This is a genomic window from Frondihabitans sp. VKM Ac-2883 (assembly GCF_015350875.1).
Classification (GTDB): domain Bacteria; phylum Actinomycetota; class Actinomycetes; order Actinomycetales; family Microbacteriaceae; genus Frondihabitans.
On sequence record NZ_JADKSF010000004.1, the window covers coordinates 109,445 to 130,024 of the forward strand.

A 20,580-nucleotide genomic window follows, 5' to 3' on the forward strand; every position below is an offset into this window, starting at 1 on the left:
TCGAGCCGATTGTCGGGCGCCGGGCTTACGATGTGGAACGTGCCTGCAGTCAATCTCGGAATGCCCAAAATCCCCGAAACCCTTGCCCCGCGTCGTAAGACGCGTCAGATCAAGGTCGGCAAGGTGCTCGTCGGTGGCGGCGCCCCCGTCAGCGTCCAGTCGATGTGTACGACCCCGACGACGAACATCAACGCGACGCTCCAGCAGATCGCCGAGCTGACGGCCTCCGGGTGCGACATCGTGCGTGTCGCCGTGCCGAGCCGTGACGACGCCGAAGCGCTGCCGATCATCGCGAAGAAGAGCAACATCCCGGTGATCGCCGATATCCACTTCCAGCCCAACTATGTCTACGCAGCGATCGACGCCGGGTGCGCCGCAGTTCGCGTCAACCCGGGCAACATCCGCAAGTTCGACGACCAGGTCGGCAAGATCGCCGCCGCCGCCAAGGCCGCTGGCGTCTCGATCCGCATCGGCGTCAACGCTGGTTCGCTCGAGCCGAGCCTCATGCAGAAATACGGTCGCGCGACCCCCGAGGCGCTCGTCGAGAGCGCTGTGTGGGAGGCAAGTCTCTTCGAAGAGCACGACTTCCACGACTTCAAGATCTCGGTCAAGCACAACGACCCCATCGTCATGGTCAAGGCCTACCGCCTGCTCGCCGAGCGAGGCGACTGGCCGCTTCACCTCGGTGTCACCGAGGCCGGCCCGTCGTTCCAGGGCACCATCAAGAGTGCGACCGCCTTCGGCATCCTTCTTTCGGAGGGCATCGGCGACACCATCCGCGTCTCGCTCAGCGCTCCGCCCGCCGAAGAGGTCAAGGTCGGTCTGCAGATCCTTCAGTCGCTCAACCTGCGCGAGCGCAAGCTCGAGATCGTCAGCTGCCCCAGCTGCGGTCGCGCTCAGGTCGACGTCTACAAGCTCGCCAACGACGTCACCGACGGCCTCGAGGGCATGACCGTGCCGCTCCGCGTCGCCGTCATGGGCTGCGTCGTCAACGGTCCGGGTGAGGCGCGCGACGCCGACCTCGGTGTGGCTTCGGGCAACGGCAAGGGCCAGATCTTCGTCAAGGGCGAGGTCATCGCGACGGTCCCTGAAGACCAGATCGTCGAGACGCTCATCCGCGAGGCCAACCGTCTCGCCGCCGAGATGCCCCCGGGTGAGCTCGGCTCGCCGGAGGTCATCACCGCGTGACCGACGCCGCGACTACCACTCCCGCGTCTCCGGCCGACGGGGTGACTGCTGCCGAGGCTGCTCCTGTCACGGCTGCTCCTGTCGTGGCTGCCGATCCAGCCCCCGTCAGCGCTGCCGAGCTCGAGCGCGCGGGAGCGGTCGTCGCCCGGGTGTCGAAGGCGTTCGCGGCCAAGGTCGTCGGGCAGGAGGGTCTTCGCGAGTCGCTTATGATCGCGTTGATCACGGGTGGTCACGTCCTCCTCGAAAGTGTGCCCGGCCTTGCCAAGACCACCGCCGCCCAGACACTGGCGCAGGCGGTCGACGCGAGCTTCCGGCGAATCCAGTGCACCCCCGACCTGCTCCCCAGCGACATCACGGGCACGCAGATCTACGACGCCCAGTCGTCGACGTTCGTGACTCAGCTCGGCCCCGTGCACTCCAACTTTGTGCTGCTCGACGAGATCAACCGGTCGAGCGCCAAGACGCAGAGCGCCATGCTCGAGGCCATGCAAGAGCAGCAGACGTCGATCGGCGGCACGGTCTACAAGCTCCCTAAGCCGTTCCTGGTGCTCGCGACGCAGAACCCCATCGAGCAGGAGGGCACGTACCAGCTGCCCGAGGCACAGCTCGACCGGTTCCTTCTAAAAGAGATCCTCGACTACCCGTCGCCGGCCGAAGAGGCCGAGATCATCCGCCGTATCGAGACGGGCGTGTACGACGACGCCTCGGCGGCCGAGTCGACGGGAGTCCACCTCGACGACGTGACGTTCTTGCAAGACGTCGCCAAGCGCGTCTATATCGACCAGTCGATCGTCAACTACGTCGTCCAGGTCATCTACGTCACCCGGCATCCGCACGGCTATATCCCCGGCACGATGGCCGACTACGTGCAGTTCGGGGCGAGCCCCCGCGCCAGCATTGCGTTCACCCGGGCCGCCCGTGCCCTTGCGATCCTGAATGGGCGTGACTACGTCATCCCCGAAGACGTCAAACACCTGCGGCACTCCGTTCTCCGGCACCGGTTGATCCTCGGCTACGAAGCCGCAGCTGACGAGGTGCGCCCCGAGACGATCATCGACGCCATCTTCGGCGCCGTTCAGACGCCGTAGCTTCATGGCGGGCCTCCTGTTCCGGGTGAAGACGAAGATGAGCCTCTTCGCGACTCGAAAAACCCTCGACTTGCTCGAGGGCGGCTACGCGTCGGTGCACCGGGGTCGAAGCCACGACTTCGACGATCTGCGCGCCTACGTCCCCGGCGACGAGGTCAAAGACATCGACTGGAAGGCGACCGCGCGACACGGCGAGCCCCTTGTCAAGCGCTACATCGCGTCGCGTCGGCACAGCCTCGTGCTCGTCGTCGACACCGGTCGCAATATGGCGGCCACCGCCGAGAGCGGGGAAGCGAAAAAAGATATCGCCATCATGGCGGCGGGCGCTCTGGCGTTGATCGCCACCGGTCACGGCGACGTCGTCTCGCTCGTGGTCGGCGACGAGAGCGGCGTCCAAAGTTTTCCGTCCGGCCAGAAAGACGAGCATCTCGAGCGTCTCCTGCGCTTCGTCGACGAGCGCATCACTCTCGATGCTCCCCGCAGCGACGTCCTGGGGCTGCTCGAGCACGTTGCTCGCCGACTGACCACCCGGTCGATGGTCCTCATCGTCACCGACGACGGGCGACTCACCGACGAGCACGTTTCCGCACTGCGTCGGCTTCGCGTCCGCCACGAACTCCTCTGGCTGACGATCGGGGATGCCGACCTCATGCGCCGCGCGACCACGGGCGCGCCGGTCTACGACGTGCAGGAGGTGGCGGCGCTTCCGGCGTACGTGCGCTCTAACCGATCGCTCCAGGTCCTCTTCGAGCAGACGGCGGCCACGACCGTCGAGGCGACCGAGCACGAGTTGCGTCAGCTGGGCGTCACGAGCCACCGGGTCGCATCACAGGGCGAGGTTGTCGCCGGCCTGTTCACCCTTCTCGAGAAGCAGCGCCGTGCTGGGCGATAGGGGCTTCTTCGGCCCCACCCAGTACGACCGCTGGGTGCTCTATCTCGTCGCCGGCGTTCTCCTCCTGGCGCTCGTCGCCGCCTGGTACGTCTTCGTCGTGCGCTTCTCCGCGACGAGAGTCCCTCGGCCGGTTGTCGAAAGCCCGGCACCCCGGGTCGATCTCCGTGAACTCCAGCGGAAGTACTCCGCCATGATCGATGAGGTCGGGTCGGAGTCCTCCGCAGGGCGTCTCGACGAGCGTGCCGTGCACAGCCGCCTCAGCCTGCTGCTCCGCTTCTTCGCCTCCGAGGCGGCCGGGGTTGACGCGCAGGTCATGACGCTCGACGACCTCCGTCGCACGCCGTTGCCGTCGGTGACTCGCGCAGTGGAGCGGAATTACCCGCCCGCCTTCCAGAAGCAACACCCGGGAGATCCCGATGCCGCGATCGCCGAGGCGCGTCAGGTGGTGCACTCGTGGAGCTGATCTTCTGGTGGATGCCCCTCGCGGCCATCGGTGCCGCCCTCGTCGGCGCGTTCGTCTATGTCCGCTGGCGCCGCCGCACTCGGGAGCGGCTCCACCGCGACGGAACTCCGGTCGCCCACAGCGAGCGGCTCACCGAGCTGCCGGAGTACCGCCGCGTCCTCCGTCGTTACCGAGCGCTCCTGTCAGCCCTGCTCGTCGTGGTGGTCGTCGCCTCGGGTGCGGGAGTGCTGCTTTCCTCCCGCGTGGCCAGTCGCGACGTCGTCGAGCCTCAGTCGTACAAGCGCGACATCATGCTCTGCCTCGACGTGTCCGGCTCGATGACCGACGTCGACGCGCGCATCGTCGACACCTTCGCTAGCCTGGCCAAGGGGCTCGACGGCGAGCGGATCGGCCTGACGGTTTTCGACAGTTCGGCCGTGCAGGTCTTTCCGCTCACCGACGACTACGACTACGTGCGCAGCCAGCTCACGAGCTACCGCGACTCGTTCCGGTCGCAGGGCGAGAGCGGACTTCGCTACTGGACGGGCACCGACCTCGGCCAGGGCGCCTCGCTGATCGGAGACGGTCTCGCGTCGTGCGTACTGGGGTTCGACGGCGACGACTCGGGCAAGCGCCCGAAGTCGATCGTGCTGGCCACCGACAACTACGTCAACGGAAACCCGATCCTGACGCTCACGCAGGGCGCCGCCCTCGCCAAGAAGCGCGACGTGCGCGTCTACGCGATCGATCCGGTCGACTACTCGGCCGACGGCTCGCCCGACAAAGTCGCCACAGAACTCAAGACGGCGGTCGATTCCACCGGGGGCGGCTTCTACGGGCTGTCATCGAGCGACACGGTCCCGTCGATCGTCCAGAAGATCGACGCGCAGGAGGCCGGGCTCTTCACGGGTGCCAAGCGTCTCGTCATCGCGGATCACCCGGCGCCCTTCGCCATCTCCGCTCTTCTGCTCCTGATGGGTGCGCTGGGGTTGCTCTGGAGGGTGCGCCTGTGAGCTTCCTCGTCTTCAAGCCCGTGCTTCCCTTCCCAGTGCTCGTCATCGCTGCCGTGGTCCTCCTCGGTTTCGTTGCCTGGCGCATCGTCGCCGAGCGGTCAAGTCGCCGTCTGGCGCTCGCCTGGGTCCGTCGCGGGGTGGTCGTGGCGCTCCTGATCGTCATCGCCGCACGCCCCGGGATCCCGGGCGGCACCTCGCAGGCCTCGGTGGCCGAGCTGAACGTGTTTTTCGTGGTCGACACGACGTCGAGTTCGGCTGCCGAAGACTGGAACGGCTCCAAGCCCCGCCTCGACGGGATGCGGAGCGACATCGAGGCTCTCACGGGCGAGCTCGCGGGGGCCCGTTTCTCGCTGATCACCTTCGACTCCGACGCCCTACAGCGCGTGCCCCTCACCGACGACTCGTCCGCCGTCGTCTCGACGGTGAAGTCGATGCGACAGGAGATCACGACCTATTCCCACGGGAGCACCATCTCAGTGGCCTCGTCGCTGCTGACCGAAAAGCTCGAGGCCGCTAACAAGAGCGACCCCCGACGCGCGAACGTCGTCTATTACCTCGGCGACGGCGAGCAGACGGTCGAGGCGGCACCCGGTTCGTTCGCTTCGGCGCGCGACGCCACCGACGGCGGGGGAGTCCTCGGGTACGGCACGGCGGCCGGCGGCCGCATGAAGGTCTTCGACGGCTACGGAGACCAGTACTCGCAGAAGGGGTACATCCAAGACCGGACCGCCGCCGGTTCGCCCGATGCGATCTCGAAAATCGACCAGCCCAACCTCGAGGCCATCGCCTCCGAGCTCGGCGTGCCTTATCTGCACCGCGAGTCGAGTACGTCGCTCGCCTCCGTCGTCGACGACGAGAAGAAGGGCCACGTGGTGAGTTCTGCGGGACGCACGGAGAACACCCGCGACCTGTATTGGATCCTCGCCATTCCGCTCTTCCTGCTGCTTTTCATCGAGATCGCCGTCGTCGCCCGCGCTCTCGGCGACATCCGCCCGGCCCGCGTCGGCACCAGCGCGGATTCGAGAACGCAACCGGCCGGAGGTGTTCGCCGATGAGCACGACACTTCTGCCGCAGGTCGCACCGCCCCCGCCGCCCGACGGCATCGACGACGTCTCGGAGCCGGAGGTTCCGGCCGACCTCGCCGCCTACCGTCGGCGGTATCGCCATCGACTCCTCTGGTGGTCGCTCGTTCCCGTGGCTCTGATCGTGCTGGTGGCACTCAAACTGCTCAGCCTGCCCACGTTGGCCGCGCTCTCTCAGGCGACGTACGATCGCGGTGCCTACGAGCAGACCACGACAATCAGCGACGGCCTCGCTCCCATCAACGTCATCGAGCCGTGGGTGCGCCACTTCGAGCGCGGTACCGGGCTTGCCGGGGTCGGCGTGATCGTCGATGCCCGTGGTGAGTTCGAGCGGGCTCTGCAGCTGGTGCCGGTCGCGAACGTCCGGGCGGTTTGCAAGATCCGCACCAACCTCGCGCTCGTCGTCGAGCAACAGGGTGACAGCGCGCGCCTCGATGGCGACCAGACGAGCTCGACGAAGTTCTACACCGAGGCGCTCGCACTCATCGACGCTTCGCCCGACGGCTGCTTCGACAACTCCGACGGCGCCGGAACCCCTCCCACCAAGAAGCCGCTCGACGATGAGAAGGCGCGCCTCCAACAGAAGCAGCAGGGCTCCGGCGGAGAAGACGGCGGCCAAGGGCAGGGCGGCTCGAACCAGGGCGACCAGGGGCAGGGCGACCAGAACAGCCAGGGTGACTCCGGGTCAGGGTCCAACGGTTCTGGTCAGGGCGACAGCCAAGACGGCGACGGCTCGTCTGGTAGCTCCGGCAAAGACCCGCTTGACCAGCTGCAGCAGCAGAACGGCGACGCCCAAAAGCAGCAGCAGGAGAACAACGATCGCAACCGGCAGTTCGACCAGAACGACGGCGATTACTCCGGCAAGCCCTGGTAGCGGGCGCGGTGGCCCGGTCTCGGCCTCGCTAGGCTTGGCGCGTGACCACTCGTCTTTCTCAGCTCTTCGTCCGCACGCTTCGTGAAGATCCCTCCGACGCCGAGGTGACCAGCCACCGCCTGCTCGTGCGCGCCGGATACATCCGTCGGCAGGCCCCGGGTATCTTCGCGTGGCTGCCGCTCGGTCTCAAGGTGAAGGCGAAGATCGAGGCCATCATCCGCGACGAGATGCAGGCCGCCGGCGCTCAAGAAGTGCACTTTCCCGCCCTCCTGCCCCGTGAGCCCTACGAAGCGACCGGCCGGTGGTCGGAGTACGGCGAGGGCATGTTCCGCCTGAAAGACCGCAAAGACGCCGACCTCCTGCTGGCGCCGACGCACGAAGAGGCGTTCACGCTCCTCGTCAAAGATCTCTACTCGTCGTACAAAGACCTGCCCCTGACGTTGTTCCAGATCCAAGACAAGTATCGCGACGAGGCACGCCCCCGCGCCGGTCTCCTGCGCGGCCGCGAGTTCACGATGAAAGACGCCTACTCGTTCGATGCGTCGGATGCCGGGCTCGACGCGAGCTACCAGAAGCAGCGCGACGCCTACGAGCGGATCTTCGCGCGCCTCGGGCTCGAATACGTCATCGTCAAGGCCGATGCCGGTGCCATGGGCGGTTCCCGCAGCGAGGAGTTCCTGCACCCCACCCCTGTCGGCGAAGACACGTTCGTCCGGTCGGCGGGCGGCTACGCGGCCAACGTCGAGGCCTTCACGACGATCGTCCCCGACAGCATCCCCATCGAGGGCCTCGCGCCCGCGACCGAGCTCGATCCGCACGAGACTCCCACGATCGCGACGCTCGTCGCCCACATGAACGCCGCCCACCCCCGGGCGACGGGGGAATGGTCGGCATCCGACACCCTCAAAAACGTCATCGTCGCCCTGACCCACCTCGACGGCACCCGTGAGATCGTCGCCGTCGGGCTTCCCGGCGACCGAGATGTCGACATGAAGCGCCTCGAGGTCGCCTTCCAGCCCGCCGAGGTCGAGGCGGCGGGCGACGCTGACTTCGCGAAGAACCCCCTGCTGGTCAAGGGCTACATCGGGCCGCAGGTGCTCGGGGCAGAATCCGAGAGCAAGATCCCCTACTACGTCGACCCCCGCATCGTCACGGGCAGCGCCTGGGTCACCGGAGCCAACGCCGAGGGCGTGCACGTCTCCGGCCTCGTCATGGGTCGCGACTTCGCAGCCGACGGCGTCATCGAGGCCGCCCAGGTGCGCGAGGGCGACCCCGCTCCCGATGGCTCCGGCCCGATCGAGACGGCTCGCGGCATGGAGATCGGCCACGTGTTCCAGTTGGGCCGCAAGTACGCCGAAGCGCTCGGCTTGAAGGTGCTCGACGAGAACGGCAAGCAGGTGACCGTCACGATGGGGTCGTATGGCATCGGGGTGACGCGGATCCTCGCCATCATCGCCGAGTCGAACAACGACGCCAAGGGCCTGATCTGGCCCGAGAACGTCGCACCGTTCGACGTCCACGTCGTCGCCACCGGCAAAGACGCGGTGGTCTACGAGGTCGCCGAAGAGCTGGTGTCGGCGCTCGAGGGCGCTCGACTCGACGTGCTCTTCGACGACCGTCCGAAGGTGTCGCCCGGAGTCAAGTTCGGTGACGCCGAGCTGCTGGGAGTCCCGCAGATCGTCGTCGTCGGTCGGAGCGCCGGTGAGGGCATCGTCGAGCTCTGGGATCGCCGCACGGGTGAGCGGACGCCGGTGCCGATCGCCGAGGCCGTCGCCGCGCTGACTGCGCCCCGCGCCTAGGTTCGGGCGAAGGCAGCGAAGCGCCCTTTTCGCCCTAAGCCTCTCCGCCACGGGGAGTCCGAAGGGAACGGAGCGACCCTTCAGCGTCGTGAACCCGGCCATCTGCCGTGCCCGCCGCCCTCTACTCCCGCTGTTCGGCCGTCACCCTCCAACCCGGTAGGCTGAGGTCTGCGAATCGGCCACCGCCATATTCGCGACAATTAAAAAAGGAGGCTTTCCAAGTGGATATCGACCTTGGCGTGTTGCGACTCATGGAGCGCGAACGCGAGATTCCCTTCGATGAACTGGTGCAGATCATCGAGCAGGCCATCCTCACGGCCTACCTCAAACACGAAGACCAGTCCGAGGGCGCAGACTCTCACCCGTCGACGCCCTCCGCTCGTGTCGAGCTCGACCGCAAGACCGGTCATGTCTCCGTCTTCTCGATCGAGCGCGACGAGAACGGCGAGGTCGTCGGAGAGGCGATCGAGACGCCCGACGATTTCGGCCGAATCGCTGCCTTCGCAGCGAAGCAGGTCATCAACCAGCGTCTCCGCGACATCGGTGACGACAAGGTGCTCGGTCAGTTCAAGGGGCGCGAGGGCGAGATCGTCGCCGGCGTCATCCAGCAGGGCCCGAACCCGCGGATGATCCACGTCGACCTCGGCTCGTTCGAGGCGATCCTGCCTCCCGAAGAGCAGGTGCCCGGTGAGAACTACGCGCACGGCACCCGCATTCGCGTGTACGTGACCAGCGTCTCCAAAGGCCTGAAGGGTCCGTCAGTGACGGTCTCTCGCACCCACCCCTCGCTGGTGCGGAAGCTCTTCGCACTCGAGGTCCCTGAGATCGCGTCGGGCGTCGTCGAGATTGTCTCGCTCGCTCGCGAGGCGGGCCATCGCACCAAGATGGCCGTCCGTGCGACAGAGCCCGGTGTGAACGCTAAGGGTGCCTGCATCGGCGAGCTCGGTCAGCGAGTGCGCGCGGTCACGGCCGAGCTGAACAACGAGAAGATCGACATCGTCGACTACTCGCCCGACCTGCCGACGTTCGTCGCCAGCGCTCTTTCGCCCGCCAAGGTGTCGAGCGCTTTCGTGATCGACGCCGCCACCAAGGCCGTCCGGGCCCTCGTGCCCGACTATCAGCTGTCGCTGGCCATCGGCAAGGAAGGGCAGAATGCCCGCCTGGCGGCGAAGTTGACGGGTGCGCGCATCGACATCCAGCCCGACTCGATCCTCGAAGACTAAGGCCGTCGACCGATTCGATCTGCAGATAATGGAGTTCGTTCGCCCGTGGCGTCCCTGGCGCCACGGGCTCAGGGGAGTAGTATGGATTCCGTCAGAACGTGCATCGGTACTCGAACGCGCGCTCCACGGTCCTCTCTCTTGAGGGTCGTCGCCCGGGATGGCCGCGTTATCGCAGATGCGTCGGCCACCGAACCGGGCAGGGGCGCCTGGTTGATGCCAACGATGCAGGCCTACGAGACGGCCGTCCGGCGCAAGGCTTTTCGCCGAGCGCTCCGGCTCGACGCAGAACCCGACACTGGCGACTTGCTCCTCTACCTGCAACGGCACGAGCAGAGCGTCGACAACCCCAACGAATCATCCCTCCCGTAAGAACCCTTACGACCACGCGTCCGGGCACCTCGCCCGGCCGCCGAAAGAACAGGCTGATCGGCTTATGGACAACTAATGAGCACCTCGAAATGAGTTGCGTCCAGCACTAATGGCTTCCTCCTATCCGGGTGGAGGCCCGAGACAGGAGAACAGTGGCTAAACCACGCGTACACGAGATCGCAAGCGAGCTCGGTATTGAAAGCAAGATCGCGCTCGAGAAGCTGAAAGAGATGGGCGAGTTCGTCAAGGGCCCGTCTTCCAGCATCGAGCCCCCAGTCGCACGCAAGCTCCGCGCTGCGTTCGCCGGGCAGGCCAAGCCGGCCGATGCCCCCGCCGCCAAGGCTCCGGCCGCCGCAGCGGCGACGCCCACCAAGGCTCCCGCTTCCAGCGGCCCTCGCCCGGGTGCTCCTCGCCCGGCTGCGCCGACCCCCGGCCCGGCGGCTCCCAAAGAGACCGTCGCCCCCGCCGAGGCTCCCGTTGCCGAGGCCCCTGCGGCCGACGCCGTCGTGACCCCGGCCCCGCTCACGGTCGCCGAGCGTCAAGCTCAGGCCGAGGCTGCTCGTAACGCCCCCAAGGCCGACGTCGATGCGCCGGCCGCGGCCAAGGGCGCCCCGACTCCCGGTGGGCCCCGCCCCGGCGCCCCGCGCCCCGGCAACAACCCCTACTCGTCCAACCAGGGCATGGGGCGCCCGAGCGCTCCTCGTCCGGGCGGTACCGGCGCTCCCGCGGCCGGCATGCCCCGTCCCGGCGGAGCAGCGGGCCCGCGCCCGCAGGCACCTCGCCCCGGTGCTCCCCGTCCAGGTGCTCCTCGTCCCGGCGGCCCCGCTCGACCCGGTGGCTTCGGCCAGCGTCCGGCCGGTGCCGGCGGTCGTCCCGGCGGCGGCGGTTTCCAGCGTCCCGGTGCAGCCGGTGCTGGCGCAGGTGCTGGTGCTCCCGGTGGTTTCCGTCCCGGCTTCGGCGCTCCGCGCCCTGCCGGCGGCGGTGGCGGCGGTCGTGGCCGTGGCCCCGGTGGTGGTACCGCTGGTGCATTCGGTCGCGGTGGCGGCAAGAGCAAGGCGCGCAAGTCGAAGCGGACGAAGAGGGCCGAATTCGAGATGCGTCAGGCGCCGTCGCTCGGTGGCGTCAGTGTTCCCCGCGGTGACGGCAAGACGGTAGTCCGACTGCGCCGCGGTGCGTCGATCTCCGACTTCGCCGACAAGATCGATGCCAGCCCCGGCAACTTGGTCACCGTGCTGTTCCACCTCGGTGAGATGGCGACGGCGACTGAGTCGCTCGACGAGGCCACGTTCGAGGTGCTGGGCGAAGAGCTCGGCTACTCGATCCAGGTCGTCTCGCCCGAAGACGAAGACAAGGAGCTCCTCGAGGGCTTCGACATCGACCTCGAGCAGGAGCTCGACGACGAAGACGAATCCGTTCTCGAGATCCGTCCACCCGTCGTCACGGTCATGGGTCACGTCGACCACGGTAAGACGCGCCTCCTCGATGCGATCCGCAATGCCAACGTGGTCGCCGGCGAAGCCGGTGGCATCACGCAGCACATCGGTGCTTACCAGGTGTGGGCTCCGCACGAGGGCGTCGAGCGCGCCATCACTTTCATCGACACACCGGGTCACGAGGCGTTCACCGCCATGCGTGCTCGTGGTGCCCAGGTCACCGACATCGCGATCCTCGTGGTGGCGGCCGACGACGGCATCATGCCGCAGACGGTCGAGGCCCTGAACCACGCCCAGGCGGCCGGCGTGCCGATCGTGGTCGCGGTCAACAAGATCGATAAAGACGGCGCCAACCCGGCGAAGGTCCGTCAGCAGCTGACCGAATACGGTCTGGTCGCTGAGGAGTACGGCGGAGACGTGATGTTCGTCGACGTGTCGGCTCGCGATCACAAAAACATCGACAAGCTGCTCGAGGCGGTTCTTCTCACCGCCGACGCCGGTCTCGACCTGCGTGCGAACCCCGATAAAGATGCTCGTGGTATCGCAATCGAGGCGCGACTCGACAAGGGTCGCGGTGCCGTCGCAACCGTCCTCATCCAGTCCGGTACCCTGCGGGTCGGAGACGCCATCGTGGCCGGAACGGCCTATGGCCGCGTCCGCGCCATGATGGACGAGAACGGCGACCCGGTCGACGAGGCCTACCCCTCGCGTCCGGTTCAGGTGCAGGGCCTTTCGAGCGTTCCTCGTGCCGGCGACACCTTCCTCGTCACCGAAGAAGACCGCACGGCCCGTCAGATCGCCGAGAAGCGCGAAGCCGTCGAGCGCAACGCCCAGCTGGCCAAGGCCCGCAAGCGGATCTCGCTCGAAGACTTCACCCGCGCACTCGAAGAGGGCAAGGTCGAAGCGCTCAACATCATCATCAAGGGTGACGTCTCCGGTGCCGTCGAGGCACTCGAAGAGTCGTTGCTCAAGATCGAGGTGGACGACAGCGTGCAGCTGCGCATCATCCACCGTGGTGTGGGTGCCGTCACCGAGAGCGACGTCAACCTCGCAACGGTCGACAACGCCGTCATCATCGGGTTCAACGTCCGGCCCGACACGAAGGCGCGCGAGCGTGCTGCTCGAGAAGGAGTGGACATCCGCTTCTACTCGGTCATCTACGCCGCGATCGAAGACATCGAGAACTCGCTCAAGGGCATGCTCAAGCCCGAGTTCGAAGAGGTCCAGTCGGGTGTCGCCGAGATCCGCGAGATCTTCCGCTCCTCCAAGGTCGGAAACATCGCCGGTGTCATCGTCCGGTCCGGAACGATCACGCGCAACGCCAAGGCGCGGGTCATCCGCGACGGTGTCGTTATCGCCGACGGTCTGGCCATCGACTCGCTGCGTCGCTTCAAAGACGACGTCACCGAGGTGCGGACTGACTTCGAGGCCGGTATCGGTCTCGGCAAGTTCAACGACATCCAGATCGGCGACGAGATCGAAACCACCGAGATGGTCGAGAAGCCCCGCGTCTAACGGGTGGCAGCGCCTCTCACGAGAGCAATAGAGCGGGCCCGCCGGATCCTTCGATCCAGCGGGCCCGTTCCCGGCACGAAGAAAGAAGCACACCATGGTCGACGCACAGCGCGCCAGCAAGATGGCCGATCGCATTCAGCAGATCGTCGCCCGACGTCTCGAGCGCGGAATCAAAGATCCGCGCATCGGCTTCGTCACCATCACCGACGTGAAGGTCACGGGCGATCTGCAGCACGCCTCGATCTTCTACACGGTCTACGGCAATGACGAGGAGCGGGCCGACACGGCTGCGGCTCTCAAGTCGGCAACGGGCATGTTCCGCACCGAGGTCGGCAAGAACATCACGGCTCGACTGACGCCGTCGCTCGAGTTCATCCCCGACGGCATCCCCGAGAACGCAGCGGCGATCGACGCGCTCCTGATCGAGGCACGCGAGCGCGACGCTGCGGCCCAGTCGCTGGCGTCGTCGGCGAAGTACGCGGGCGACGAAGATCCGTACGTCAAGCCGCGCGAGATCGCCGACGACGAGCCCGACGAGCGCTAGCCCGAGAGATTAGGGCACAGACCCGCACGATCGGCACAGACCCTCCGCCTAGCCGGGGTGGCTGTGCCGTTCGTGCGGGTTTTCTCATTCCGGCAGCGTGTAGCCGGTCGCTGCTGAGCCCGCCACGAGCCCGTCGCGCAGCAGGCTCGCGAGTGCTCGCGCCCGCTGCACCTCGTCGGGCCAGACGGCATCGACGTCGGCGGCCGTGACAGGGATGTCGCTGGCGCGCAGTTCACCGAGGATCCGTCCGCGCACCTGGCGATCCGATCCCTCGTACTTCTTCTGTGTGCGTCGAGCGGGCCCCTCGTGCGCCGGCTTGCCCGCCAGCACCCACGCGCACTGATCGCGCAGCGGGCAGTCATCGCAGCGCGGGTTTCGTGCCACGCAGACGAGGGCACCGAGCTCCATGACGCCGGCGTTGGTGTCGTGGGCCAGGGCCAGGTCGTCCGGGAGCTGTGACTCCATGAGGGGGAGATCGCGCTTGGCGTTCGGCGAGGCCGGCTCGGCCCGACCCTCGACGGCTCGGGCGAGCACGCGGCGAACGTTGGTGTCGACGACGGGAACACGCAGCCCGAAGGCGAAGGTGGCGATTGCCCGAGCGGTGTAGTCCCCGATGCCGGGCAGGGCGAGAAGTGCGTCGACGTCGGAGGGCACCTCCCCGCCGTGCTGATCGGTGATGGCGACGGCGCAGGCGTGCAGGTTAAGGGCGCGCCGGGGATAGCCGAGGCGGTCCCACGCGCGGACCGCCTCCGAGGCGGGGGAGGAGGCCAGTGCTGCCGGGGTGGGCCAGCGCTCCAGCCACGCTTCGAGCTTCGGGATGACGCGGACCACGGGCGTCTGCTGCAGCATGAATTCGCTGACGAGTGTGCCCCACGGAGAGAAGCCGGGCCGCCGCCACGGCAGGTCGCGGCCGTTCTCACGAAACCAGGCCACGATCGCGGGGGAGATTGTCACTCGACGAGCCTAGGCTTTGCCGCATGATCCGTTGGGCACCCGAGAAAAAAGACACCGTTCGCGCGTTGGCGGACGAGATCCTCCACAACTACGGGCGGGGGCGCACGTTCATCGCGGTCGACGGGCCCGACAGCGAGGCTGCGGCGGCGTTTGCGGACGACCTGGTCCAGGCAGTGGCCGAGGCCGGTCACGCCGGGTTCCGAGCCTCGCTGCGCGACTTCCTGCTGCCGCGCGCCGAGCGGGAGCGCCTGCAAGACGATCGCGCCGTCGATGTCTCCAAGCTCCGCCGCATGTTGATCGAGCCGTTCCGCCTCGGCGGGAGCACATCCTGGGTGCCCGCGGCGTTCGACGCGGCGGCCGACCGGGAGTTCGAACCGACCTGGGTGACGGGCCCCGACGATGCCGTCCTGATCGTCGACGACGCTCTTCGTGGTCGCGATGAATTGTCGGTGCTCTGGAACTACTCCGTTTGGGTCGAGGGCGGCGAGACCGCCGACCGGAGCCCCGCGGGTCGCCGTCGCGCGCAGGCCGTCATTGACAACACCGATCCAGAGCACCCGCGCCGCCTGTTCGACGACGCCTGCTGACCGCCTCGGGCAGCCGGTAGACTCGGGCCCCGTGAACAGCGGCATTCTTCTCGTCGACAAGCCGCAGGGCATCACCAGCCACGGCGTCGTCTCCCGGGTGCGGAAGGCGGCCGATACGCGCAAGGTCGGCCATGCCGGCACGCTCGACCCGATGGCGACAGGCCTGTTGGTCGTCGGCATCAACTCCTCGACGCGGCTCCTGACGTTCGTCGTGGGCCTCGACAAGACCTACGAGGCGACGATCCGGCTCGGTGTGTCGACCACGAGTGACGATGCCGATGGCGAGGTGATCTCGGTGTCTGGGGCTGCCGACCTGGCGAGCGATCGGATCCTTGAGGCCATGACTCCGTTGACCGGCGACATCCTGCAGGTGCCCACCACCGTCAGCGCCATCAAGGTCGACGGCAAACGTGCCTACGACCTCGCCAGGCAGGGCATCGACGTCGAGCTCAAGGCCCGACCGGTGACCGTCTCGCGCTTCGACGTCGTTGAGCGGCGAGACGCAACCCACGAGGGCACACCGGTGATCGACCTGGACGTCGTGGTGGATTGCACCTCGGGAACGTACATCAGGGCTCTGGCGCGCGACCTCGGGTCGGCTCTCGGAGTCGGTGGGCATCTGACCGCCCTGCGGCGCACGCGAATCGGCCCGTTCGGCGTCGACGGAAGCGTGGCCGTCGACGACCTCGATGCCGACGCCGTGGATGCCCGCCTGCAAAAGCCCGCAGACGTGGCCAGGATCCTGTTCGACGTCCTCCAGCTCGATGCCCAGCAGACCATCGACCTCGGCCACGGCAAGAAGCTTGAGGTCGAGCGCGACGACACGCCTGGCCCCATCGCCGCGATCACCCCCGAGGGCCGCCTTCTGGGGCTCGTCTCAGTGACTCAGGGGCGCGCCAAGCCGATCATCAACTTTCCCACCGACGAGGTACGCGCATGATCGACTGGTTCACCTGGGTGCAAGCGGGAATCGCCACCGGCGTCGCCCTCTTCTGCATCGTCATGGGGTTGGCCAAGCGCCAGCCCAACGACTACACCGTCGGCGCCATGGCGCTGATCGAGGTGCTCCTGCTGGTGCAGCTGGTGGTCGCGATCGCCGCACCGTTCGCGGGCAACCAGGCGACCGGCAGCGTCGTCGAGTTCTACATCTACCTCGTGGTCGCCCTGCTGCTTCCCCCTCTGGCGGTCGTGTGGGCGCTCGTCGACCGATCGCGCTGGAGCAACGTCGTCATGGGGGCGGGAGCGTTCGCGGTCGCCGTGATGATCGTGAGAATGCTCCAGATCTGGACTGCGTAGTCCCGCGCGACGAGGTCGCGGCCCTGCCTCGCGCCCGTCCATTAAGACTCGCGCTTGAGTCGAAAGCGCACCGGTCACCCCGAATGCCGCCGGGGCCATATCCTAGGACGTGATGGTTCAGAAGACTTCAACACGAGCAGTCGGCATCGGCCGCGTCCTTATCGCCGTCTACGCGATCCTCGCTCTGGCGGCGACCGCACGGTCGGTGTTCCAGATCAGCACGCAGTTCGACCAAGCTCCGCTCGCCTACTCGCTCAGCGCCCTCTCCGGTGTCATCTACATCATGGCGACCATCGCGCTGATCATGCCCGGGCGTCGCTGGTTCGCCATCGCGTGGGCAACGATCTCCTTCGAATTCGTCGGCGTCGTGCTCGTGGGCCTGCTGTCGATCATCGACCCGTCGGTGTTCGTTCCGAGCTCGCAGTATGCGCACTCCGATCACGCCACCGTGTGGAGCTACTTCGGCATCGGCTACGGCTTCGTGCCTCTCGTGCTCCCCATTCTCGGAATGCTCTGGCTGCGCCACACGCGCCCCGGCCACAACGCTGAGGTCGCCGCCGACGATCCGGCCGTCCAGGACGCCTGAGCGCCGTGGAGTTCTTCGCGGGCGTCGACCAAGTCCCGCCGGGGTTCGGGCCCTCGGCTGTGACGATCGGCAAGTTCGACGGGGTGCACCTGGGGCACCGCGCGGTGATCAATGCCCTCGAAGACGTCGCTCGAGCGAGAGATCTCGTCTCGGCCGTCGTGACATTCGACCGGCACCCTCTCGCCGTGCTGCACCCGGGCTCCGTTCCCGCGGCCCTCACGAGCAACCGCCAGAAGCGCGAGCTGCTCGACGGCACCGGTGTCGAGGCTACCCTCCTGCTGACCTTCGACGAGCAGCTCCGACTGCTCAGCCCGGAGCAGTTCGTCGACCGGATCCTCGTCGGCGCGCTCCAAGCCGAGGTCGTCTTGGTCGGCTCCGACTTCCGATTCGGAGTGCGGGGCAGCGGCACGGTCGACGTGCTTCGAGAGCTCGGTCGGAGTCGAGGCTTCGATGTCGAACTCATCCCCGACGTCCTCATCCCCGCTTTCACCGTCCCGGGCGATCCCGACGGGCCCGAGCGGCGGGTGTCGTCGACGTGGATCCGTGAGCTCCTCGACGAGGGCAAGATCGACCAGGCCACCGTGCTGCTCGGACGTGCTCCCTCGGTTCGCGGGGTGGTCGTGCACGGCGAAAAGCGCGGCCGCGAGCTCGGCTACCCGACGGCGAACATCGAGCCCCGCAGCGAGGGGTTCGTGCCGGCCGACGGGGTCTACGCGGCCCGGGTGATCATCGACGGAACCGTTCGCGCGGCGGCCGTCTCGGTCGGCAACAACCCGACGTTCGACGGTGTGCCCGAGAAGCAGGTCGAGGCGTACGTGCTCGACTTCGACTCCGACCTGTACGGAGCAGAGATCACCGTCGAGTTCGTGCGGTACCTGCGCGGCAATCTGCGTTTCGACGGCATGCCCGCCCTCATCGCTCAGATGGCCAACGACGTCGAGACGGTTCGCGGCCTGCTGTTGTAACCCCCGCCGCTTCGCGGCCGACCCTAGGTCATTCTGGCGTCTTCCGAGGCCCCGTGCCTGACTCCAGCCGCAGCGCAACGGCGTACCGTGAGCGAATGCCCTCACAGAACTCAGGATCCAGCGCGGTCACCGGAACGGGTCGACGCGCCCTGGTCACCGGAGCCACCGGATACATCGGCGGACGCCTCGCCCCCCGTCTCGTCGAGGCGGGCTTCGACGTGCGCGTCTTCGTGCGCAACCCGGACAAGCTCATCGGTGTTCCGTGGGCCGACACCGTCGAGGTCGCCCAGGGTGACCTGACCGAGCGCGAGTCGGTCGGTGCGGCGATGGTGGACGTCGACGTGGTCTACTACCTGGCGCACGCCATGGCTGGTCGCGGCGACTTCGAGAAGGCCGAACTCCAGGCCGCGCAGACGGTCGCCACCGCAGCCGCCGCGGCAGGTGTGAAGCGGATCGTCTACCTCGGCGGGCTCCACCCGGAGGGCGACCTGTCTCGTCATCTGGAGTCACGCAAAAAGGTGGGCGACACGCTTCTGGCGAGCGGTGTGCCGACCGTCGCCCTCCAGGCGGGAGTGGTGATCGGATCCGGCTCGGCCTCGTTCGAGATGATCCGTCACCTGACCGACGTGCTGCCCTACATGCCGGCGCCCAAGTGGGTGCGCAACTTCATCCAGCCGATCGCCGTCCGCGACGTGTTGCACTACCTGCTGGGTTCGGCCGACGCGCCGGCCGACGTCAACCGCACGTTCGACATCGGCGGCCCCGACGTGCTGCGGTACGGCCAGATGATGAACGGCTACGCGGTCGAGGCGGGTCTCAAGCAGCGGCCCATCGCCCCTCTTCCCGTGCTGACCCCGTGGCTCGCCTCGCAGTGGGTCAACCTCGTCACGCCCATTCCTCGCGCCCTTGCCGTGCCGATCATCGAGTCGCTCCAGTACGACTGCGTGGTGCGCGAGAACGACATCGAGGCCCTTATTCCGGCCCCGGAGGGCGGACTGACCGGCTACCGTCGTGCCGTGCGCCTCGCGCTCGGCAAGATGCAAGACGGCGAGGTCGAGACGAGCTGGCAGGACTCGTCGATCTACGGGGCCCCGAGCGATCCGCTTCCGAGCGACCCCGACTGGTCGGGGCACACCGTCTACACCGACGATCGTGAGCGCGACACGGTGGCCAGCCCGGAAGAACTGTGGAAGGTCATCGAGAGCATCGGTGGCGAGAACGGGTGGTACTCGTTCCCGCTCGCCTGGGCCGCCAGAGGGTGGATGGACCGGCTGGTCGGGGGAGTGGGGCTGCGGCGCGGGCGGCGGAGCGCGACCTCGTTGCGCCCGGGCGACGCCCTGGACTGGTGGCGTGTGGAGAAGATCGACCGGGACCGATTCCTCCGCCTCCGCGCCGAGATGAAGGTGCCGGGCAAGGCCTGGCTCGAGATGTTCGTCGAGGAGCGCCCCGGCGGCTCTCACTACCGCCAGCGCGCCGTGTTCTTTCCACAGGGGCTGAGCGGCAGACTGTACTGGTTCGCGATCCTGCCCTTCCACGGGGTCATCTTCTCGGGCATGCTGAATAGGATCGCCGCAACGGCCGAGCAGGGCACGGTTGCCGATGGCACCGAAGCCACTCGGGCCGATGTCGCCGCGCAGAAGGGTATTTGATGACGATGAGCGAGAAGCTGGTATTCCTCGGAGATAGTCTGACCGAGGGCGGTGACTGGCAGGCCTGGTTCCCGGGCGACGATGTCGTCAACCTCGGAGTCGGGGGCGACACGACCGCCGATGTCCAGGCGCGACTCGACGCGGTGGTCGCAGCCGACCCCGACTCGATCGTTCTCCTCATCGGCACCAACGACTTCGCCTCCAAGCGGTCGGTCGAACAGGTCGTGCGCGCCGTCGAGACGATCCTCGTGGATCTGCGTCGCATGCTGCCGGGCGTCCGGCTCCTGTTGCAGTCCATCGCGCCGCGCCAACCGGAGTTCAGCGACCGCATTCGCGACGCCAACCGACACCTGCGACAGTTCGCAGCAACCGTCCGCGCTCAGTACCTCGACCTCTGGCCCGCTCTGGCGACCGACGGGATCCTGAACCCCGACTTCACCGACGACGGCCTCCACCTGACGCAGGCCGGGTACGACGCCTGGCTCGACGAGCTCCGCCCAGGGCTCGAGCGACTGCGCGAAGAGCCGCCGATGAGCCGCCCCATCACGATCATCCGCCAGCCGTAGTCGCCGGTAGGCTGGGCCCATGCCCACACCCCAGAAGGCTGCATTCTTGCGGCCTGCCCTCGCCCCGGGGCTTCTCGCCGCCGTGGCGCTCGTGGCCGGGGCTACCCTGATCCATTCGCCGGCCTTCGTCGGGTTCCGATACGTGGTGTCGATCCTCGCGTTGATCGTGCTCGTCTTTGCCTGGCGTGGGCGAGCGTATCTCTATCTGCCATTCCTGGCCGCCATCGCCGTCGTCTGGAACCCGGTGTGGGTCATTCCCCTCACCGGCCAGCTGTGGCAGGGCCTGCAGTTCATCGCCGCGGCCGTGTTCATTGCGGCGGGCATCCGGATCAAGGTGCCGTCGCCCGAAGCGACGTCGACGGGCCCGGGCTCTCGGTCTCCGCAACCTCGCTGAGCCGGATCCTCGTCACCTTTCGGGGTGAGCGCACCACGTTCGCATCAGTAGGTGCGAATCAGAGTAAAATCGTGTGATTGCACGAACGGCCAACCCGGGCCGTCGCAAGACTGGAGTATG

General features: G+C 67.4%; 21 protein-coding genes. 20 read left to right on the forward strand and 1 reads right to left on the reverse strand.

Features of this window, described 5'->3' with window-relative positions; genetic code table 11:
* The first annotated feature begins 39 nt into the window (after nucleotides 1–39).
* From ispG to rbfA, 12 genes are all read left to right on the forward strand, one after another.
* A complete protein-coding gene (gene ispG, locus ITJ49_RS09035; RefSeq protein ID WP_194604263.1) occupies nucleotides 40–1,188 on the forward strand; it encodes a flavodoxin-dependent (E)-4-hydroxy-3-methylbut-2-enyl-diphosphate synthase in 1,149 nt (382 codons plus the stop codon).
* Nucleotides 1,189–1,229: 41 nt separating this feature from the next.
* Nucleotides 1,230–2,276, forward strand: a complete 1,047-nt coding sequence (locus ITJ49_RS09040; RefSeq protein WP_370544457.1) for an AAA family ATPase — start codon at nucleotides 1,230–1,232, stop codon at nucleotides 2,274–2,276.
* A 4-nt stretch (nucleotides 2,277–2,280) separates the two neighbouring features.
* Entirely contained in the window at nucleotides 2,281–3,168 is an 888-nt protein-coding gene (locus tag ITJ49_RS09045; RefSeq protein ID WP_194604266.1) for a DUF58 domain-containing protein, read from the forward strand.
* Entirely contained in the window at nucleotides 3,155–3,631 is a 477-nt protein-coding gene (locus tag ITJ49_RS09050; protein WP_194604271.1) for a hypothetical protein, read from the forward strand. Before ITJ49_RS09045 ends, ITJ49_RS09050 begins: the two co-directional genes overlap by 14 nt.
* Complete coding sequence (locus ITJ49_RS09055; RefSeq protein WP_194604274.1) at nucleotides 3,622–4,623, forward strand: VWA domain-containing protein; 1,002 nt, start codon at nucleotides 3,622–3,624, stop codon at nucleotides 4,621–4,623. Before ITJ49_RS09050 ends, ITJ49_RS09055 begins: the two co-directional genes overlap by 10 nt.
* Nucleotides 4,620–5,678 (forward strand): VWA domain-containing protein, encoded by a 1,059-nt coding sequence (locus tag ITJ49_RS09060; RefSeq protein ID WP_194604277.1) that lies wholly within the window; start codon nucleotides 4,620–4,622, stop codon nucleotides 5,676–5,678. Before ITJ49_RS09055 ends, ITJ49_RS09060 begins: the two co-directional genes overlap by 4 nt.
* On the forward strand, nucleotides 5,675–6,580 hold the full coding sequence (locus ITJ49_RS09065; protein WP_194604280.1) for a hypothetical protein: 906 nt from the start codon (nucleotides 5,675–5,677) through the stop codon (nucleotides 6,578–6,580). The genes ITJ49_RS09060 and ITJ49_RS09065 overlap by 4 nt, the downstream gene beginning before the upstream one ends.
* Before the next feature lie 41 nt (nucleotides 6,581–6,621).
* A complete protein-coding gene (locus ITJ49_RS09070; protein ID WP_194604284.1) occupies nucleotides 6,622–8,379 on the forward strand; it encodes a proline--tRNA ligase in 1,758 nt (585 codons plus the stop codon).
* A 221-nt stretch (nucleotides 8,380–8,600) separates the two neighbouring features.
* A complete protein-coding gene (gene nusA / locus ITJ49_RS09075; protein WP_055958477.1) occupies nucleotides 8,601–9,602 on the forward strand; it encodes a transcription termination factor NusA in 1,002 nt (333 codons plus the stop codon).
* Nucleotides 9,603–9,683: 81 nt separating this feature from the next.
* Nucleotides 9,684–9,971, forward strand: coding sequence for a YlxR family protein (locus ITJ49_RS09080; RefSeq protein ID WP_194604286.1), 288 nt, complete (start codon nucleotides 9,684–9,686; stop codon nucleotides 9,969–9,971).
* Between the two features lie 152 nt (nucleotides 9,972–10,123).
* Nucleotides 10,124–12,919 carry a translation initiation factor IF-2 gene (gene infB / locus ITJ49_RS09085; RefSeq protein ID WP_055958474.1) on the forward strand — a complete coding sequence of 932 codons (2,796 nt, stop codon included), beginning with the start codon at nucleotides 10,124–10,126 and terminating at the stop codon, nucleotides 12,917–12,919.
* 94 nt (nucleotides 12,920–13,013) lie between these two features.
* The gene (gene rbfA, locus ITJ49_RS09090; protein ID WP_194604289.1) at nucleotides 13,014–13,463 is read left to right on the forward strand and encodes a 30S ribosome-binding factor RbfA; all 450 of its coding nucleotides are present in this window, start codon (nucleotides 13,014–13,016) and stop codon (nucleotides 13,461–13,463) included.
* Nucleotides 13,464–13,547: 84 nt separating this feature from the next.
* Here the strand turns inward: rbfA and ITJ49_RS09095 are convergent, their stop codons facing one another.
* The gene (locus tag ITJ49_RS09095; RefSeq protein ID WP_370544439.1) at nucleotides 13,548–14,417 is read right to left on the reverse strand and encodes an A/G-specific adenine glycosylase; all 870 of its coding nucleotides are present in this window, start codon (nucleotides 14,415–14,417) and stop codon (nucleotides 13,548–13,550) included.
* 23 nt (nucleotides 14,418–14,440) lie between these two features.
* On the opposite strand from ITJ49_RS09095, the gene ITJ49_RS17595 reads away from it, so the two are divergent.
* The 8 genes from ITJ49_RS17595 (at nucleotide 14,441) to ITJ49_RS09130 (ending at nucleotide 20,460) form a co-directional block, all read left to right on the forward strand.
* Nucleotides 14,441–15,004 carry a hypothetical protein gene (locus tag ITJ49_RS17595; protein ID WP_228514292.1) on the forward strand — a complete coding sequence of 188 codons (564 nt, stop codon included), beginning with the start codon at nucleotides 14,441–14,443 and terminating at the stop codon, nucleotides 15,002–15,004.
* Nucleotides 15,005–15,035: 31 nt separating this feature from the next.
* Entirely contained in the window at nucleotides 15,036–15,944 is a 909-nt protein-coding gene (gene truB, locus ITJ49_RS09100) for a tRNA pseudouridine(55) synthase TruB (RefSeq protein ID WP_370544440.1), read from the forward strand.
* On the forward strand, nucleotides 15,941–16,300 hold the full coding sequence (locus ITJ49_RS09105) for a hypothetical protein (protein ID WP_194604295.1): 360 nt from the start codon (nucleotides 15,941–15,943) through the stop codon (nucleotides 16,298–16,300). Before truB ends, ITJ49_RS09105 begins: the two co-directional genes overlap by 4 nt.
* Nucleotides 16,301–16,412: 112 nt before the next feature.
* Nucleotides 16,413–16,886 (forward strand): hypothetical protein, encoded by a 474-nt coding sequence (locus tag ITJ49_RS09110; protein ID WP_194604298.1) that lies wholly within the window; start codon nucleotides 16,413–16,415, stop codon nucleotides 16,884–16,886.
* A gap of 5 nt (nucleotides 16,887–16,891) precedes the next feature.
* Nucleotides 16,892–17,851 carry a bifunctional riboflavin kinase/FAD synthetase gene (locus ITJ49_RS09115; protein ID WP_194604301.1) on the forward strand — a complete coding sequence of 320 codons (960 nt, stop codon included), beginning with the start codon at nucleotides 16,892–16,894 and terminating at the stop codon, nucleotides 17,849–17,851.
* Between the two features lie 95 nt (nucleotides 17,852–17,946).
* A complete protein-coding gene (locus ITJ49_RS09120) occupies nucleotides 17,947–19,500 on the forward strand; it encodes an SDR family oxidoreductase (RefSeq protein WP_194604304.1) in 1,554 nt (517 codons plus the stop codon).
* Entirely contained in the window at nucleotides 19,500–20,066 is a 567-nt protein-coding gene (locus tag ITJ49_RS09125; RefSeq protein WP_055958446.1) for a GDSL-type esterase/lipase family protein, read from the forward strand. Before ITJ49_RS09120 ends, ITJ49_RS09125 begins: the two co-directional genes overlap by 1 nt.
* Nucleotides 20,067–20,085: 19 nt before the next feature.
* Nucleotides 20,086–20,460 carry a DUF6804 family protein gene (locus ITJ49_RS09130; RefSeq protein WP_055958443.1) on the forward strand — a complete coding sequence of 125 codons (375 nt, stop codon included), beginning with the start codon at nucleotides 20,086–20,088 and terminating at the stop codon, nucleotides 20,458–20,460.
* Nucleotides 20,461–20,580 lie beyond the last annotated feature (120 nt).

Bases quoted from the DNA above. Each gene is read 5' to 3' on its own strand.
- ITJ49_RS09065 (WP_194604280.1), top strand. From the start codon at position 5,675: ATGAGCACGACACTTCTGCCGCAGGTCGCACCGCCCCCGCCGCCCGAC.
- ITJ49_RS09125 (WP_055958446.1), top strand. From the start codon at position 19,500: ATGACGATGAGCGAGAAGCTGGTATTCCTCGGAGATAGTCTGACCGAG.
- ITJ49_RS09130 (WP_055958443.1), top strand. From the start codon at position 20,086: ATGCCCACACCCCAGAAGGCTGCATTCTTGCGGCCTGCCCTCGCCCCG.
- ITJ49_RS17595 (WP_228514292.1), top strand. From the start codon at position 14,441: ATGATCCGTTGGGCACCCGAGAAAAAAGACACCGTTCGCGCGTTGGCG.
- ITJ49_RS09105 (WP_194604295.1), top strand. From the start codon at position 15,941: ATGATCGACTGGTTCACCTGGGTGCAAGCGGGAATCGCCACCGGCGTC.
- ITJ49_RS09080 (WP_194604286.1), top strand. From the start codon at position 9,684: ATGGATTCCGTCAGAACGTGCATCGGTACTCGAACGCGCGCTCCACGG.
- ITJ49_RS09120 (WP_194604304.1), top strand. From the start codon at position 17,947: ATGCCCTCACAGAACTCAGGATCCAGCGCGGTCACCGGAACGGGTCGA.
- ITJ49_RS09110 (WP_194604298.1), top strand. From the start codon at position 16,413: ATGGTTCAGAAGACTTCAACACGAGCAGTCGGCATCGGCCGCGTCCTT.
- ITJ49_RS09045 (WP_194604266.1), top strand. From the start codon at position 2,281: ATGGCGGGCCTCCTGTTCCGGGTGAAGACGAAGATGAGCCTCTTCGCG.
- rbfA (WP_194604289.1), top strand. From the start codon at position 13,014: ATGGTCGACGCACAGCGCGCCAGCAAGATGGCCGATCGCATTCAGCAG.